The following is a 14,775-nucleotide window of genomic DNA, read 5'->3' as shown; positions in this document are numbered from 1 at the left end:
AGTCAACTTTGAACCACTGATAGCGCGCCGAGGACTGGGAGATTTTTGCTAGTTCTTCACCGAACTGTTGGCGGTGATGCATTTTTGACCGGGCGGCTGATTTTGATTGATCCAACTGCAGCTTCTCCACTCCCAGGACTATCGTTTGCTGGGTATTCGGGCGGGACAATGAGTTCCGGCAGTCCGGATCAACGACGCATCAGCGCCAAAACAGTTTGGCAATACAGAGTCTCAACACACTGGCGGTAATTACGCCAATGGGCGACTGGAGCCTGGCCCCGTTTACCGAAGGGCAACGGCGCAATATTTTGTAGCTGCTAGGCGGACTTGGTCGAGTACCTACCTATTGGAATCGGCTGAGGTCGAAAAAAGATAGAACGAGAATCAATAGGGGGCCTGCGCCCCCTATTACATCGACCGTGCTGCTGTGCTCAGGACTGTTATTGCAACAGGTAGCCCATCGGATGGTCATCATTGTCGAAGCAGAGGATGGTTTCACAGTGGCCGCCTAGCTGGTCGGCATTCGATTCGCTGATGTCCGGCAACCATTTGCCCAGTTCGGCAATAGGGACTTTTTTGCTGTTGATGTAGCAATCGTCATCCATACGTGGGTTGCACCAGGCGGTCTTGACGTCGGGCCATTCGGACTGGGCCGAGCTGGAAGGTGACTGAGCTGCTTCCTGGGCATTTCCCTTTTGAGCTTGCCAGGCGGCATAACCACCCTCATAGCGCTTGTCGAAAGTGGAAGCAAGTTGGTTATCAGGGACGCTAATATCTAGGTAGAACTGGTACAGGATAGAACCGGCTTCGGCATACGACACCTGATGAGAGGTATCGACACGGTAGGCCACCGGCTTGCCGTCGGTGCTGGTGCCGATGCGGTACCAGATTGATAATGTGAACAAAACATCTTGGTTCCATTCACCCACCATCGCATTGCTTATACGGCACTTGCCGCGCAGGCACTGGCCACTTACCTGGTTGACATAGCGCACGTCCTGTTTGCGCTGGGCATCCCAGATGAGCACATCGCGGGTGGTTTCCATCCACGTGCATTTCAGCATGGGTTGACCATTGAAAGCTTTCTTTGCAATACATGGGATCGCTTCGGGGAGGCCATTGGTTGAAGTCTCGTCTGGGAAGGCGATAGCACCCCAGGCGTAATGGTCCACCACGGCGTTGGCGTTGGCGCAAAAGATGAGCAGCAGGATGCTGATTATCCGTTTCATGGGTTCTCTCCAGTTTGTTGCTTCGTGCGAAATTAACGACCGGTGAAGAGGCAAACGAGCCCTGCAAAACAATAGGGTTACGCTGTTGGTAATTGTGGGAATGAGTGAGATTATTTCTTGTAGGTGACCTTGAGCCGCTGATTTACGTAGTCCTTGAGGATTTCGTAATCAGGGTTGTAGGTAACTAGACTGTGCCCCACGCTTGCGACGGCCCCGAGCGTTACCACGGTCAGCGTTGCAGGTATGGATAGGACGCTGAATACAGCACCGAGTGCGCCGCCTTTTACCGCAGCACTTTTTACGTCGCTTCTGACTCGACACTTCAGTCCCTGGCTTTCAATCTTGGTTTCGACAAGTTTGATACTTGCCATGAAATTGCCCCTGAGGCCATTGATCTCGAAAGACGCATTGCTTTTCACGAGGCCTTCAATCTGCGCTTCATTCAGGCCGGTTACGACGATCATGGTTTTTCTGAGCTCCCTGCAAGAGGTTGTCGATTAGAGAAAAAAGTCGCATATCAACCTTTAGGGGTGAGTCTCGGTTTGAGAGGTCCTTCATGTCACTAGGTTGATCGCCAACTATCCAGGTTGAAGTGGAGGGTGGCATGTCAAAAACCGAATCGAAGCAATTGGCGAAGCTGGTGGGCCAAGCAATTGCTCGCCAGCGTGTTCGTTGCAAGCTGAGTCAGGAGCAGGTCGCCGAGAGGCTTGGGATTGGCAGTGAGGCGGTGTCGCGTATCGAGCGCGGGATCGTGATGCCCAACGTCGAGCGATTGGTGGAGTTAGCGGGCATTTTTGGCTGTGAGACAGCCGACTGGCTGACCGAGGGAAGTTCACGTCCGGAAGATCAGGCGTGCCGGCTTTACGATCTGCTGTCGACGCTGGACATGAGCGACCGTACGCTCGTCATGGGCATGGTGGAAGGGCTTGTTAAGCGTCTCGTTCGTAGCTGAGTAGCTGTTTCACGGCGGCGGAGGCACTAGCTCCGCTGCCTCCTTGTCGAAGAGCGCGCCGCAACGCGGGCATAAGCAATCGAACCCCGCGAACTGATACTTTCCGACATCGTCAGCAACTCGCAGCGCTGATGGGTAGGCGGGAACAATAGCGGCCAGCCCATTCAGTAGTGAGTAGTATCCGGGACGATCCTGAAGGCTCTCATGCGTGTTCTGAGCTCCCCGTACTGCTCCATCGGCGAGGCCGATCAGCAAGGCGATGCCCCTTGCGGCCTCCAGGGTGAGGACGGCTTGGCAGTCGCAGATCAAACACTGGCTGATCATCGTTCATTCTCCTAATGGGTGAGTGTGGCTATGCGCTGTTTGGCCACCGTTAGGTGGCAGTGTTTTTGCTGGGATTGCTCTGGATCGATGCGCTCAACACCTTGAGCGGGCGATTCAGAATCCAGCACGCCAACAGCACGGCGACCAGCAGTGGCGGGAAGCGCAACATCAACATAATGCTTACGACCAACGTGCCGGCTGCCGCCAACGCGCCAACGAACGCAAACAGGCAAAGCAGAAATCGTAGTAGGGCCATTTCGGGTCTCCAAAGTCTTCCTGAAGTCAGGCAGGTGTCAGGTCAATGGGTTTGCGTGGCGAGCGCTTCGAGCTTGTCGGCCAGAGCGTTGGAGTTGGTTTGTAGTGCTTTGCATCGTTCCGTGGTGGCAATTGCATCCGGGCTCGAAAAGAACTCTTCAATCACAGCACTGCTGTCTTCCTCGCTGTCCTCAAAAGCGCCGTTGCTAAAGCCTCGTCGAGCCGCCTCATCCAGCGCTACCTGATCAAATCCCGCTGATTGCCGTTGGGTCTCAAGTTCGTTGGCAGACTGCAGCATCTCTGCGATGTTCATGCCGCCGCGCACGGTCAGGTCGACGTAGAAAATCGGTGTGCCATGGCTCTGTCGTGTCGACTTGCCACGCAGACGCAATTCCAGCGGTAGGCAGGCCAACCGGTTACCCGAGATGGCCTGGAAGTAATGCAGCCGAGCGGCCAGGGTGCGGATGCTGTTGAAACCAGTAGTGCGGAACACGAAACTGCCTAGCGGATCGTCATCACCGATCAGCACATTCAACCTGCCATAGGGCTTGCAAGCTCCGCCTTTGGCTAATGAACAAGCATCCGGCGAGGGGCAGGGGAGTGATTGCATACCGTCCTGCGTGACACGTTTACAGGCCTCGCCATTGCCGACACACAGCGGTCGTCCAGACTGGCGATCGAACAGGGTGTAGTCGGCACGGAAGTTCAGATCTGGTTCGTTGAACAGCAGGCGCACCGGGATGCTGCGCAGCTTGTCTTCCTTGCTCTGGCGTAGTTCGTCATTGAGTGGGTGTAGTAGCCAGCCGTCCCGGCTTTGCACCTGGGACGTGATGGTGAATTGATCATCTTTCTCCGGCAGGCGTTTACCGTTTTTCTCGATGACTTTGCCGATGGAGATGCGTCCGAGCGCAGGGGGTGTCAGGGCTAAGCCTTTCAACATGATGGTTCTCCTGGAAATGAAAAAAGGCCGGCCACGCAGCGCGAACTGCATGGACTGGCCAAGGGGAGGTAATAGCGGAGTCAGTTGATCAGGAAGCGGCGACTGCCTTCCTTGGTTTTGGTGTAGCGAACTTGTAGGTAGGGTTTCTCTTGCAATAGGCGTTGGACATCGAGTACGGCACTGTCCTTGGATTTTTTCCAGCTGATGTAACCGCTGGAAAACTCCGCTCGGGTGGCCTCGCCCATGGCCTGCAGTAGTATCTGCTTGAGCTGGGCCTCGCGCGTTTCCTTCTCGCCAATGGACTGGCGAACGGCCTTAAGTTCCAGGTAGGCCTCTGCTAAACCGGCGCGACTGCTGAAGTCGACGGTCTGGCCGTTGTCTTCTGGGTACAAGCAGCGCAAAGCTGCTTCAGCCGATGCGCTACCGTCGGCCGGTGGCGGGGTATCGGTTTCCACGTAGGTCCAGAACTTGCGCTCCAGTTCGATCAGGCGAGCGATCATTTGCTCGTCACGCTCGATGCGATGAATCTCCAGGTGCTGACCGCCCAGCAGTACCGCCACATCCGCGGCTTGCTTGCCAGTGACGGCGAGCTGGTGCATCACTTGAAGTTGGACATACTCGGGCACGCCTTCCTTCCAGAGACGTGCCCCGTTTATGCCGGCGGTCTTGCATTCGAGGATCTGCACGTCGTCTCCGCCAATTACCTCGCGGTCGATGTTGGCCAGCATCCAGGGCAGTTCGGGGTTCGGATGCTGCAGCACGGCGTTAATCCGCCGCACTTTTTTACCGGTGCGCTTGCTGTAGTGCCAAGCGACGATGGGTTCCAGCACATTGCCCCAATAGGCTGGACTCTCTTCATCATGAGGATCTATTTTCGGTAGCGTGGCATCGCGACCAGTCTTTTCAAGCCACAGCTCCAACTGCGACTTGTACGGGTTGAGCCCAACCGCAGCGCCTGCGTCGGAACTACCGATGCCTTGTTTACGCACTTCAAGCCAGTCCTCGCGCGGCAGTTCCTTGGTGCTGACCAGGCGAAGGGCAGGGCGGAGCTTCGGGGTACTACTATTCAATGAGGTTGCTTTCATCGTGTTCACCTTGCAGGCATAAATACGCCCGACCAGCACAAGGCTGACCGGGCGTGGCGATTGACGAGAAGGGTTAAGCTGCGAGACGCAGCGCTGCATCCAGGGCGCGTTGCTTGATTTGCGAACCCTGACCAAACCACGCTGAGTCCATGCGGTACTCATTGCTACGTGCGCGGCGCTCGTGATCGACGTACTCGGTCACCGCATTGAGCAAGCCCCAGGCGGTTCCGCGTGCCGATTCGAGCTGGCTGCCCCGACCACGGCCTTCATACAGCTCTTGCACCTTTCGTAGGGCGCGTTCGTTGGGTAGTTGCTCTGGTAGTTGATTGCTCGGATTTACCTCACACAACACCGACATGAAATATCCAAGAGCCTCATGCCACTGGACCTTGCGTTCAGCGAGATGGCGCATGCGATACATGAACTCGTCCCAGCCGGAGACGGCTATGCCGAGTTGCTTCTTCACTGCCTTCGGATCGAAGCGGGTACTGTGCGGCACCTTGATTGCACGAGATGAGCCGTCCAGGGCTATCGTCAGGGTGTTGTTGCAGACCACGCGCACGGTGGTGGGTGTTGCCGTGGTGGCCAGGGTGCCGTCGCAGGACGTGGCCAGCAGCAGGTAGCCGTTGACCTGATCGTTTCCTTTCAGTGCAGCGCCTTGTCCGGTGCGCGCAAGTGCCCAGAACTTGCGCCCGCCTTTGAGTACCCCCGCAGTCTCCAGCTCGTAGCCGGAGACCTCGGTGAGGTCACGATAAAACTCCAGCACCTCACGCGGCTGCACGGTGTGGTAACGCTGGGAGACCACCGACAGCGGTGCTTTAGTATCGGAGCGGTAGAGCACCTTCTGCTCCGGAAAAGAATGTATAGCGCCGATGTGGCCGACGGCACCCGATTTGAAGTGTACGGGGCTTTCTTGGATCGCCCAGTCCATCCCAGCTTCGCGTTGCCAAACTTCGATGGGTTGCTTCTGAGTGAGCTGATTGCCCAGGCCATGCCAGGGAGTTTCGCCAGCGTAGGCCATAGTTTCGACGAGATGAGCCATTGTTTTAATTCCTTTAGGTGCAAGCCGGCATAAAGCGCCACGCAGAGCGCAGCACCGTCCGGACGAAATAAATAGAGGGGAGGTTGACTTGGTTAGGTCGGGAGGTTGAAGTGGTGGCCACATAGCAAGCAGAGGTTGTGGGCCAGGACGTGGCGATCGAGCGACTCACCCAGTTGGGCGCCGAGAGCACAGCCGGCGACACCACCGGCCAACCCGCCGAGGATGGCACCCGATACCGAACCGAGGGTGATACCTACAGGGCCGGCGATGGCGCCAATAAGCGCGCCTGCTTGGCCTCCAGCAAGCGCAGCACTAACGCCGCGCACAGCACCACCCACGGTGCCGATGGCCGCGCCGACTTTCATGGCGTGATGAAAAGAAGCGACTTTGGGGGAATGACAGCGAGGGCACTGCAATGACATGGGGCGAACCTCCTTGGGGGTGATGTCACTGCGATTATGTGTGGCTGAATTCTTTTCGAATTGAAGTGCTCAGGTTAGACCAAGCATCGGCATACGAATTGAAGCCTTAGAGCGCGCGACGCCCCATCTCTCCAAGCTATCTACTCTAAATAGCGGCTATTTTGGCTATCCGTAGCCAAAATAGCCGCTATTTTACCAATGTATGCGCCAAACTCACGATTTCTAAAAATCGTTATTACGATAAGTCAAGATGTGTGCTTGGAAATTTCTCGCTGACTTCCGGTCACTGCATCCTCGCCCAGGAATCATCCACGTGGAGCCTTTTGCGGTAGGTTGTGGGTCTATTTAAGTTGTTTTCGTAAAAGTCAATATTGGCGCTAACAATTTTATTAAATTTTATAAGCGCGGGCGGTTCGGTTGTGAGCGCGGCCTAATAACATTTCCCCTGTGTATTCAGAGCGTAACGAGAGGGTGAAATGGAAAGGGAAGATGAAAGAACAGCGATTGCTACGTCTGATGCGAGGGAGGCGGTACTGCGAATTAAGCAGGTAATTGGTCGTTTGGGAGTGGCGCGCTCTACGATATATGATTGGATGAATCCCAGGTCTCCAAGGCATGATCAGGAATTTCCTTTGCCAATAAGACTTTCGAGTGTAACTGGCAGGGGGGCAATTGGTTGGTTGGAGTCTGATATATGCCGATGGATTGAATCGAGGCTTTCAGTTGTCCCAGGGGGCGGAGGGGGGCGAAATGTTTGAGTCAAAGGGTAAAGGCCTTCCCCCAATTAATAGCAAGTTTCCAGCAAGTTTGCAGTTTCCCCTCCTTAATTCAGCAATTGACGAGGTTGAAAGAAATATACAGTCTCCAAGGCCGTTAATATTTTTTGGGGCTTTGACTGCTATCTCAGTAGCGGCTCAGGGGAGGTTTGATGTGCGCAAGCCTATTGGGCAGTGTGTACCGCTGTCATTATTGATGCTGGCGATAGCTAGTTCAGGTGAGCGTAAGTCGTCTTCAGAAAACGTTTTCTTAGAGCCTGTTCGTGAGTTTCAAAAAACACAAGATGTTGTGTGGAGGGCGCAGCTAGGAGAGTGGGAAGTGAGGGATAAGATTTGGCTCGCTAAAAACAAAGAGCTGTTAAAACGAGTTGAAAAGGCATCAAGTAGAGGTGAGTGTACTGAGCTAGTTGAGCAAGAGTTAATAGCGAATGCTTTGGTTCGTCCGGTTAGACCAAGGCAGTGCAAAATGATTTATGAGGACTCAACTTCGGAGGCGCTGTTTTGCGGGCTTTATCAAAACATTCCAACGGCAGGTATTATTTCAAGTGAAGGTGGTTTGAAGGGGCGGGCGTTTAACGATTTATCTAAGCAGAACGCAATGTGGAGCGGTGATCCAGTGGTGGTGGATCGTAAAACGGCGGAAAGCTATGAGCTTCATGGGGCTAGATTGACTGTTTCATTTATGACGCAGCCTAGCGCTTTTAAGTCGTATATTGATTCCCATGGTGAGAAGTCTCGTGGGTCTGGGCTGTGGGCGCGCTTTTTGGTGTGTTTTCCTGAGTCAACTCAGGGGACAAGGGTTTTGAGCGGTGCAACAATTTCATGGGATCATATTAACAATTATGCAGGTCGATTAAAGGAATTACTTTCTTATAATTTAGGGCTTTTGCATTCCCCTAATCAAAAACGTAAGATAATTTCATTTGCTCCTGCGGCTTGCGAGAGATGGCTTCAGGTGTTTAATGATATCGAGTCAGAGATCAGGGAAGGTGGCAGATTTTATGCCGCGGGGGATCATGCCTCAAAATTGGCGGATAATATTGCACGGGTAGCGGCGTTGTTACATGTCTTTGAGGGGTTTGATAGTGATATATCGATTGAGACGTTGAATTTCGCAATCGACTTTTGTCTTTGGTGTTCCGATGAGTTTTATCGGTTATTTGTCCCTCCGAGGGAAATAGATTTAGATGTTTATGAATTGCGCGCGTGGTTTGACAAATATCGTGAGGATGGCTTTGAAAATGTGAGGAAGAATAGTATTCTTCAGTATGGGCCGCGAAGATTGAGAAGTAAGATACGTCTTGATGCAGCGCTGGACGAGCTTATTTCTCTAGGCGAAATTTCTTATTCTGAACAAGGAAGTACGTTGGTGGTGGATTTTTCAAGGAGGGGGTACTTATTTTAGCTAGTGGTCTTTTCTCTTCTGCCGAGAAAGCTTTGAGACTGTATTTTTCAAATAAAATTTATAAGGCCAGGGTCGTAGTACTCTGGCTTTTTTATATGCCCCTAATTTAGCGTCGCTTTTTACGTAGTGCCTTGTATGTTTCCTGATTGCAGGTGTTGTGAATGAGCTCTTCGGTTATGAAGTTCTTTAGGTCTTTAATCGTTTCTTGTGCTTGGATTTCTGAGAGGTAACTTTGAAATTTCATGCTGGTATAAATTGCTTCAATGGTTTCAGATTCGGTGCCCCATCCATTTTTCGGTGGGTTTTTCAGCAGTAGAGAGAAGTGATCTCTTATTTTTGATATTTTTGATTCCTTCCGGTTTCCGCCTTCAGTTGCGCGTTCGCGCCTAAACTTTTCTTCGTCAATATGATTCTTGTAACCATCAAGGAATCCTAGTAAGTAGGATGCATGCGATATATAGATAAATGCTTTCTCTGTATTATTTTGTTCTACTTGTAGTTTTGCGCTTAGATAATAAACTTTTGCGTAGAAAAAATACAATTTAATTTTGCTTCTTTTTTCTTCGTCGTATGTGTTTGTCCAGCAGCTTAGAATGTCCTTCCATGTGATTTTTGGGGTTTCTAAAAACCTTGATATGCTCTGGTCTATGTGGCTGTTTAATTCCTTTGGCCAGTTTTTTTTCAGGGTCGCTCTGAGTATTAGGTGTGTGTGATTTAGTAAGTTGTTTAGTTTTTCTTCTTTTGCCTCTATTGGGTGAGGGAGAAGATTTTTACTTTTTTTCTTTAAAGGTTTATTTTTCGAATATAGAGAATTTAGAAGTTCGGTGAGAGTTTTATTGTCTTTCATTGTGTGGAGGCTCATTTATGAATTGTAGGCTATGGTAAGGATAAAAAAACAGCCCAGTCCGCCATTAGAGCACGGCGTTTTTCTAGAAAGTCTGAACGCGAGTAAGCCCCTTCTGTTTGATCCCTCTCATCGTGAGCCAGCGCCATTTCACAGACTTCACGTGGGTAGTGTGTGCATTCGCCAGCCCAATCACGAAATGAAGATCGAAAGCCATGGCGAGTGATGTGCTCGTACCCCATGTCGTGCAGGAGGGTTCTGATAGCATTTGCATGCATCACCCCTGTCTTGCCTTGGCCTGGGAACAGAAAGGGACTTCCTTCGTCTCGCAGAATACTCTTCACAAGCTTTACCACTTCTTCGGCAAGCGGGATTACGAAAGCTACTCGCATCTTCATTCGCTCATCTGGCAGTGACCAAGTGCATGCTTCCAAATCAAACTCATCCCAACGAGCGAACCTAATCATGTGGGCGCGTGCGCTGGTCATGATCAGCAGTTGAGCGGCCCAAGACGGAGGTGTGGCGTTTACCCTAAGCTTTACCATCAGTTCCGGCACTTCCTGCCAGCGCATTGCTTCGAAGTGCTCACGCTTCCGAGCCTTCCTCTTTTCAGAGCGGCTCAACAGATTGTCTAAGTGCCCGCGCCAGCGAGCAGGGTTCTCACCTTGTCGCAGGTTACGTGCCTTGGCTGCGTCCAGGACTTGTTCTATTTGTCCACGTACCTCGTCAGCCGTTCTGGTCTTGGTGGCCCAGATGGGTTGCAATATCTTAAGTACTTCGGGAGTACCTATGTCTTCGGCTGAAAGCTTGCCTATGTGATCAAACGCATACAGCTCCAGCTTCCGCAGCCACCCTTTACGCCACTTTTCCGACCACGCCGCGCCGTGAGCATCACGGTATTGCTTTGCGAGCGTCTCGAATTTTAGTTGCTTGGCTTCACTTGCACGCTGGGCTTCCCGTTGAGCGGCGCGCTCTATATCTCTGGCTATCAGGGGATCAATGCCATCACTTAGTTGGCTGCGTTTAGCGCTGGCGTCTTGTCTGGCTTTCTTGAGACTCACCTCAGGGAATGAGCCTAGGCCCATCTCTCTGCGACGGCCCGCCAGCTGGAAGCGAAGCAGCCAGGATTTACGCCCGGTAGATTTGACGACCAAGCGAAGCCCATCACCATCTTCATAGGTGCCGGGTTCGGTCAGATTTTCGACTTGTTTCGGATTCAGTTTACCCATTGGATTTCCCCTGTCGCCCGTTTTGTCCCCCCACCTGTCCCCCCACTTCATCGTCGGATGAGGTCGAATGGCTTTGAACGCCATCGGACAGGGGAATGCTTGAAACTCCCGGAATAGCTACGCTATCAGTAAGATTCTTGGATGGGGTAGGATTATTTCGGACAATTAAAAAGCCGGCTTGTGGCCGGCTTCTCGGGGACTGCCTCAGCTTGTTTTTGACAAACCTCACCAGCCTTCAAATCGCTCAGCCCACATTGCGTCAGGCTGAATAGTAGGGGCATCCGCGGGAACTCCTCCGCTTCGCCGGCAGGGAATCAGCTAAAAGCGACCCCTGTCAAATGTGCGGCGCATGATACCCACATTCACTTCAGTTGCCCACCTCCGGTTCCGATTTAGAGCCTTCCCAGCCCAGTAGGTGTTCATCCAGGGGGACCGGTGGGCGGCGGTTGTTGAGGGTGGACCACCAGAATACCCAGCCGACGATCTTGAAGCTTTGTTCGAAGCGTTCCTCGTGGTTGAGGTATTCGTCTGGGTGTTCGCTGGCGTTGTGGCTGCGCATGCGCAGGCCGCCGCCAGGGCGGTTGTAGAGGTATTTGATGCGCAGCATGCCGTCGTGTTCGACGGCGTAGATTTCACCGTCGATGATTTGGGTGCGGCCTCGGTCGATAGCGAGGGTGGCGCCTTGTTGGATGATGTCGATCATGCTGTTGTCGACCATGTAGGCGCCTATCGCGCGGTCGGGGTTGACGCTCAGGGCTTCCAGGCAGTGCAGGGAGACGCGGATGCGTTCGGTTGAGGTGAAGGTGGGGTGGAGAGGGATCTCCACGTCGGTTTTTTCCGGGCGGCAGGCGGGGCCTGTGAGGTATTTGCCTATGTCTTCGCGGGTGGTTGCAATCCTTGCGGTGGGGCCTTCCAACAGGTAGTTGGCGGGCGGGTGTTTGGGGCCTTTGCCGTCGCTTAACCAGCGACTTGAGACGCACAGCAATTCTGCGATCTCGTTGAGTCGGCCCATGGGGACGCCGCGTTTGAACCAGTTGTTCACGTGCTGAGGCGTGACGCCGCGGTTCTTGGCGAAGTCGGAGGCGGAAAGATGAACTTCCCGTAGTAGCGCTTTTAAACGATCACCTGATGTATTCATAAACGCAGAGTTTACTGGCCGGAAAGTCTAATCAAATAAACCATGCGTTGATTTGCAGTTGTAGGATTTGGCTTAGTTGTGGCTGGATCTTTCAGGTGTGCAACTTAGTTAAACGCTGCAGATAAACATTGAACTTGATGTTTAATCCGGCCCATAAAAAAGCCCCGAATTAACGGGGCTTTTTAGTTGCCGTGGCACTGAGGCGCGGGTCTCAGCCTTTGTAGGCGGCAACCGACTTCATGATCTCGGCGCGGGCGGCGTCTGCGTTGCCCCAACCGTCGATTTTCACCCATTTGCCCTTTTCGAGGTCTTTGTAGTTCTCGAAGAAGTGCTTGATCTGTTCCAGCAGCAGTGGCGGCAGGTCGGTGTATTCCTTCACGTCCACGTACAGCTGGGACAGCTTGTCGTGTGGCACGGCGATGACTTTGGCATCGCCGCCGCCGTCGTCGGTCATGTTCAGGATGCCGACTGGACGGGCGCGGATAACCGAGCCTGGGGTAACCGGGTAAGGGGTCACGACCAGCACGTCGAGGGGGTCACCGTCGTCAGCCAGGGTGTTAGGGATAAAACCGTAGTTGGCCGGGTAGAACATCGGGGTGGCCATGAAACGGTCAACGAACAGGCAGTCGCTGTCTTTGTCGATTTCGTATTTGATCGGCGCGTGGTTGGCCGGAATTTCGATGGCGACGTAGATGTCGTTCGGCAGGTCTTTGCCAGCCGGAATCTTGCTGTAGCTCATTGGGCGTTGCCCCCGTTAGTTGGCCATATGACATGGCCGGATTGGCCTAAAAGTGGCGGCGATTATAGGCATATTCTGACGCCGATGCCATGCGCCAAGCGTCGTACGGTCATTCGCCCTGTGGTGAGTAGCGCGGGTCGCTGGCTTGCAGTTGGGTCAGGCGGGCCAGGGGATCCTGGCGATAAAAGCGGCTGAGTTGGGCGTACACCTCTGGATAACTATTGACCAGTAAATCCGGGGCGCTGAAGAAATATTCACTGGTGACGGCAAAGAATTCCGCCGGGTTTTCCGCCGCGTAAGGGTCTATCTCGGTCTCGGCGTCCGGGTTGGCGTCCAGCTGGCGATTGAGGTCATCGAAGGCGCCTTGCATGACGCTGGCCCAGTCTTGCACGCGCATGTCGTGGTGCAGCGGTGGCAGGCCGTTGGCGTCGCCGTTGAGCATGTCCAGCTTGTGCGCCAGTTCGTGGATGACCAGGTTGTAGCCTTCCCATTGGCCGCTGGCGAGCACGCCGGGCCAGGCGAGGATCACCGGGCCCTGTTGCCAGGCTTCGCCGCTGTGTTCGCCGTCCCACTCGTGTTCGACGCCGCTGGCATCGCGATGGCGTTGTGGGCTGAGGAAGTCGTCGGGGTACAGCACGATCTCATGAAAGCCTTGGTACCAGTCGAGGTCGCCCAGGTTCATCAGCGGCAGTTGCGCCTGGGCGGCGAGCAGCAGGCGTTGTTCCTGGTGCAGTTCGACGCCAGGCAGGGCGGTGAGGTGTTTTTCGCTGAGGAACACCACGCAGGCTTCGCGTAGCCACTGATCTTGCTCCGGCGTGATGCCGTCGAGGAAGGTCAGGTGGTGGCGCACCCGTTGCCAGATGTCATCGGCAATCGGGTGCTTGGCCAGCAGGCGCCGGCGACGCCAGGCGCTGAAGGACCACACGGGCAATCAGTGCGGGTTGGCTTCGGAGGACGTGCGGCCAAAGCGGCTGCGCACTACGCCAATAATCATCGGCACCAGGGACAGCAGAATGATGAACACCACCAGCAGCGACAGGTTCTTCTTGATAAAAGGCACGTTGCCGAAGAAGTAACCCAAGGTCACCAGGCCGCCGACCCACAGGATGGTGCCCAGTACGCTGAAGCCGAAGAAGCGTGGATACGGCATCTTGGCCACGCCCGCGACGAACGGCGCGAAGGTACGCAGGATCGGCAGGAAGCGCGCCAGCGTCACGGTCTTGCCGCCGTGCTTGTCGTAGAAGTCGTGGGTCTTTTGCAGGTAGTCGCGGCGGAAGATCTTGGAGTTCGGGTTGCTGAACAAGCGCTCGCCCGCCGTTCGTCCGATCACATAGTTGGTGCTGTCGCCGAGGATGGCCGCCAGCATCAGCAGGCCGGCCAGCAGGACTGGGTCCATACCGCCGCCGGCCGCGACGGCACCGGCGATAAACAGCAAGGAGTCGCCTGGCAGGAAGGGCATGACCACCAGGCCGGTTTCGCAAAAAATCACCAGGAACAGAATGGCGTAGATCCACGGACCGTAGTTGGTTACCAGCATGTCGAGGTAAACGTCGAGATGCAGGATAAGGTCGAGCGGGTTGAAATCCATGGATGGCACCTGTGTGAATAGCCCGGCTCAGCGGGCTTGTGCGGAAGCTCAGGCAATAAGGCTACAAGTAATTGTCGCGGTTCTTACAACCCTGAAAGGTCGGCATTATACGGATTGAGAGGTGAAAAGCGTGTGGCTTTTGTAGCGGGGAGTGTCGCGAAATTGTGAAGGGGTTGGGCTTCAAGCCAGTCGCCGGACCCAATGTGGGAGCTGGCTTGTCTGCGATAGCGGTGGGTCAGTATGAGAAGTGCTCGCTGACACTCCGCCATCGCAGGCAAGCCAGCTCCCACAAGGATATTGCGGTGTTTGGCTTACCGGTTTTCAGTCTTCGTTGATCGGCAACACGTAGTTTTTGAATTCGGTGTCTTCGCGAAACCCAATCGACTCATAAGTCTTCTGCGCCACGTCGTTATCGCTGCTGGTCGATACCCGCAACCGTACCGCGTGGGTGTCCTTGGCCATTTTCTTGGCCGTGCGCATCAGGTTGTCGGCCACCAGTTGCCGGCGCGCATCCTCGGCCACATAGATGTCGTTGAGGATCCATACCCGCTTGAGAGACAGTGAGGAAAAGCTCGGATAGAGCTGGCAAAACCCCAGCAGCCGCTTGTCATCATCGTCGGCCAGGGCCAGGTAGATCACCGACTCCTTGCGCCGCAGGCGCTTTTCCAAAAAGGCCCGTGACGAGTCCGGGAACGGCAGGGCCCCGTAGAACTCGCGGTATTTGACGAACAACGGGGTCAACAGGTCCAGGTGTTCCAGGGTCGCTTGAGTAATCCGCATGCCAGGCCTCAACTTCCAAATGGGGTA

General features: G+C 54.2%; 17 protein-coding genes. 3 read left to right on the top strand and 14 right to left on the bottom strand.

Annotation, left to right across the window (positions count from 1 at the left end; all coding sequences use genetic code 11):
• Window positions 1-440 precede the first annotated feature (440 nt).
• Together AB4P90_RS25770 and AB4P90_RS25765 are read right to left on the bottom strand one after the other, a co-directional pair.
• Window positions 441-1,229 (bottom strand): hypothetical protein, encoded by a 789-nt coding sequence (locus tag AB4P90_RS25770; RefSeq protein WP_010562421.1) that lies wholly within the window; start codon window positions 1,227-1,229, stop codon window positions 441-443.
• A 110-nt stretch (window positions 1,230-1,339) separates the two neighbouring features.
• The gene (locus tag AB4P90_RS25765) at window positions 1,340-1,693 is read right to left on the bottom strand and encodes a hypothetical protein (protein WP_010562422.1); all 354 of its coding nucleotides are present in this window, start codon (window positions 1,691-1,693) and stop codon (window positions 1,340-1,342) included.
• A gap of 140 nt (window positions 1,694-1,833) precedes the next feature.
• On the opposite strand from AB4P90_RS25765, the gene AB4P90_RS25760 reads away from it, so the two are divergent.
• Entirely contained in the window at window positions 1,834-2,181 is a 348-nt protein-coding gene (locus AB4P90_RS25760) for a helix-turn-helix domain-containing protein (RefSeq protein WP_010562423.1), read from the top strand.
• Window positions 2,182-2,554: 373 nt separating this feature from the next.
• Here AB4P90_RS25760 and AB4P90_RS25755 read toward each other — a convergent pair whose 3' ends face one another.
• The 5 genes from AB4P90_RS25755 to AB4P90_RS25735 form a co-directional block, all read right to left on the bottom strand.
• A complete protein-coding gene (locus AB4P90_RS25755; RefSeq protein ID WP_010562425.1) occupies window positions 2,555-2,761 on the bottom strand; it encodes a hypothetical protein in 207 nt (68 codons plus the stop codon).
• 42 nt (window positions 2,762-2,803) lie between these two features.
• Complete coding sequence (locus AB4P90_RS25750; RefSeq protein WP_010562426.1) at window positions 2,804-3,700, bottom strand: hypothetical protein; 897 nt, start codon at window positions 3,698-3,700, stop codon at window positions 2,804-2,806.
• 80 nt (window positions 3,701-3,780) lie between these two features.
• Window positions 3,781-4,785 (bottom strand): YqaJ viral recombinase family protein, encoded by a 1,005-nt coding sequence (locus AB4P90_RS25745; protein WP_010562427.1) that lies wholly within the window; start codon window positions 4,783-4,785, stop codon window positions 3,781-3,783.
• A gap of 73 nt (window positions 4,786-4,858) precedes the next feature.
• Window positions 4,859-5,827 carry a DUF932 domain-containing protein gene (locus AB4P90_RS25740; protein ID WP_010562428.1) on the bottom strand — a complete coding sequence of 323 codons (969 nt, stop codon included), beginning with the start codon at window positions 5,825-5,827 and terminating at the stop codon, window positions 4,859-4,861.
• Window positions 5,828-5,919: 92 nt separating this feature from the next.
• Complete coding sequence (locus tag AB4P90_RS25735) at window positions 5,920-6,249, bottom strand: hypothetical protein (protein ID WP_081480315.1); 330 nt, start codon at window positions 6,247-6,249, stop codon at window positions 5,920-5,922.
• A 476-nt stretch (window positions 6,250-6,725) separates the two neighbouring features.
• Here AB4P90_RS25735 and AB4P90_RS25730 point away from each other — a divergent pair, with 476 nt between their 5' ends.
• Together AB4P90_RS25730 and AB4P90_RS25725 are read left to right on the top strand one after the other, a co-directional pair.
• The gene (locus AB4P90_RS25730) at window positions 6,726-7,007 is read left to right on the top strand and encodes an AlpA family transcriptional regulator (protein WP_081480316.1); all 282 of its coding nucleotides are present in this window, start codon (window positions 6,726-6,728) and stop codon (window positions 7,005-7,007) included.
• The gene (locus AB4P90_RS25725; protein WP_081480317.1) at window positions 7,000-8,430 is read left to right on the top strand and encodes a YfjI family protein; all 1,431 of its coding nucleotides are present in this window, start codon (window positions 7,000-7,002) and stop codon (window positions 8,428-8,430) included. Before AB4P90_RS25730 ends, AB4P90_RS25725 begins: the two co-directional genes overlap by 8 nt.
• A gap of 106 nt (window positions 8,431-8,536) precedes the next feature.
• Here AB4P90_RS25725 and AB4P90_RS25720 read toward each other — a convergent pair whose 3' ends face one another.
• The 7 genes from AB4P90_RS25720 to AB4P90_RS25690 form a co-directional block, all read right to left on the bottom strand.
• Window positions 8,537-9,277 carry a hypothetical protein gene (locus tag AB4P90_RS25720; protein WP_130926023.1) on the bottom strand — a complete coding sequence of 247 codons (741 nt, stop codon included), beginning with the start codon at window positions 9,275-9,277 and terminating at the stop codon, window positions 8,537-8,539.
• A 29-nt stretch (window positions 9,278-9,306) separates the two neighbouring features.
• A complete protein-coding gene (locus AB4P90_RS25715) occupies window positions 9,307-10,503 on the bottom strand; it encodes an integrase arm-type DNA-binding domain-containing protein (protein WP_042946344.1) in 1,197 nt (398 codons plus the stop codon).
• A gap of 367 nt (window positions 10,504-10,870) precedes the next feature.
• On the bottom strand, window positions 10,871-11,641 hold the full coding sequence (locus AB4P90_RS25710; protein ID WP_395605472.1) for a helix-turn-helix transcriptional regulator: 771 nt from the start codon (window positions 11,639-11,641) through the stop codon (window positions 10,871-10,873).
• A 211-nt stretch (window positions 11,642-11,852) separates the two neighbouring features.
• Complete coding sequence (gene ppa / locus AB4P90_RS25705; protein WP_003176323.1) at window positions 11,853-12,380, bottom strand: inorganic diphosphatase; 528 nt, start codon at window positions 12,378-12,380, stop codon at window positions 11,853-11,855.
• A 109-nt stretch (window positions 12,381-12,489) separates the two neighbouring features.
• A complete protein-coding gene (locus tag AB4P90_RS25700; protein WP_395605471.1) occupies window positions 12,490-13,305 on the bottom strand; it encodes a zinc-dependent peptidase in 816 nt (271 codons plus the stop codon).
• A gap of 6 nt (window positions 13,306-13,311) precedes the next feature.
• Window positions 13,312-13,968 carry a DedA family protein gene (locus AB4P90_RS25695; RefSeq protein ID WP_003194521.1) on the bottom strand — a complete coding sequence of 219 codons (657 nt, stop codon included), beginning with the start codon at window positions 13,966-13,968 and terminating at the stop codon, window positions 13,312-13,314.
• Window positions 13,969-14,289: 321 nt separating this feature from the next.
• Complete coding sequence (locus AB4P90_RS25690; RefSeq protein ID WP_014720105.1) at window positions 14,290-14,748, bottom strand: N-acetyltransferase; 459 nt, start codon at window positions 14,746-14,748, stop codon at window positions 14,290-14,292.
• Window positions 14,749-14,775 lie beyond the last annotated feature (27 nt).

This window comes from Pseudomonas sp. B16120 (assembly GCF_044218845.1).
In the GTDB taxonomy this organism is placed as follows: Bacteria; Pseudomonadota; Gammaproteobacteria; order Pseudomonadales; family Pseudomonadaceae; genus Aquipseudomonas; species Aquipseudomonas paracarnis.
This window is presented reverse-complemented; position numbering and strand designations above follow the sequence as displayed.

Coding starts and splice junctions, on each gene's coding strand:
- AB4P90_RS25770 (WP_010562421.1), bottom strand. CDS start 1,229: ATGAAACGGATAATCAGCATCCTGCTGCTCATCTTTTGCGCCAACGCC.
- AB4P90_RS25765 (WP_010562422.1), bottom strand. CDS start 1,693: ATGATCGTCGTAACCGGCCTGAATGAAGCGCAGATTGAAGGCCTCGTG.
- AB4P90_RS25760 (WP_010562423.1), top strand. CDS start 1,834: ATGTCAAAAACCGAATCGAAGCAATTGGCGAAGCTGGTGGGCCAAGCA.
- AB4P90_RS25755 (WP_010562425.1), bottom strand. CDS start 2,761: ATGGCCCTACTACGATTTCTGCTTTGCCTGTTTGCGTTCGTTGGCGCG.
- AB4P90_RS25750 (WP_010562426.1), bottom strand. CDS start 3,700: ATGTTGAAAGGCTTAGCCCTGACACCCCCTGCGCTCGGACGCATCTCC.
- AB4P90_RS25745 (WP_010562427.1), bottom strand. CDS start 4,785: ATGAAAGCAACCTCATTGAATAGTAGTACCCCGAAGCTCCGCCCTGCC.
- AB4P90_RS25740 (WP_010562428.1), bottom strand. CDS start 5,827: ATGGCTCATCTCGTCGAAACTATGGCCTACGCTGGCGAAACTCCCTGG.
- AB4P90_RS25735 (WP_081480315.1), bottom strand. CDS start 6,249: ATGTCATTGCAGTGCCCTCGCTGTCATTCCCCCAAAGTCGCTTCTTTT.
- AB4P90_RS25730 (WP_081480316.1), top strand. CDS start 6,726: ATGGAAAGGGAAGATGAAAGAACAGCGATTGCTACGTCTGATGCGAGG.
- AB4P90_RS25725 (WP_081480317.1), top strand. CDS start 7,000: ATGTTTGAGTCAAAGGGTAAAGGCCTTCCCCCAATTAATAGCAAGTTT.
- AB4P90_RS25720 (WP_130926023.1), bottom strand. CDS start 9,277: ATGAAAGACAATAAAACTCTCACCGAACTTCTAAATTCTCTATATTCG.
- AB4P90_RS25715 (WP_042946344.1), bottom strand. CDS start 10,503: ATGGGTAAACTGAATCCGAAACAAGTCGAAAATCTGACCGAACCCGGC.
- AB4P90_RS25710 (WP_395605472.1), bottom strand. CDS start 11,641: ATGAATACATCAGGTGATCGTTTAAAAGCGCTACTACGGGAAGTTCAT.
- ppa (WP_003176323.1), bottom strand. CDS start 12,380: ATGAGCTACAGCAAGATTCCGGCTGGCAAAGACCTGCCGAACGACATC.
- AB4P90_RS25695 (WP_003194521.1), bottom strand. CDS start 13,968: ATGGATTTCAACCCGCTCGACCTTATCCTGCATCTCGACGTTTACCTC.
- AB4P90_RS25690 (WP_014720105.1), bottom strand. CDS start 14,748: ATGCGGATTACTCAAGCGACCCTGGAACACCTGGACCTGTTGACCCCG.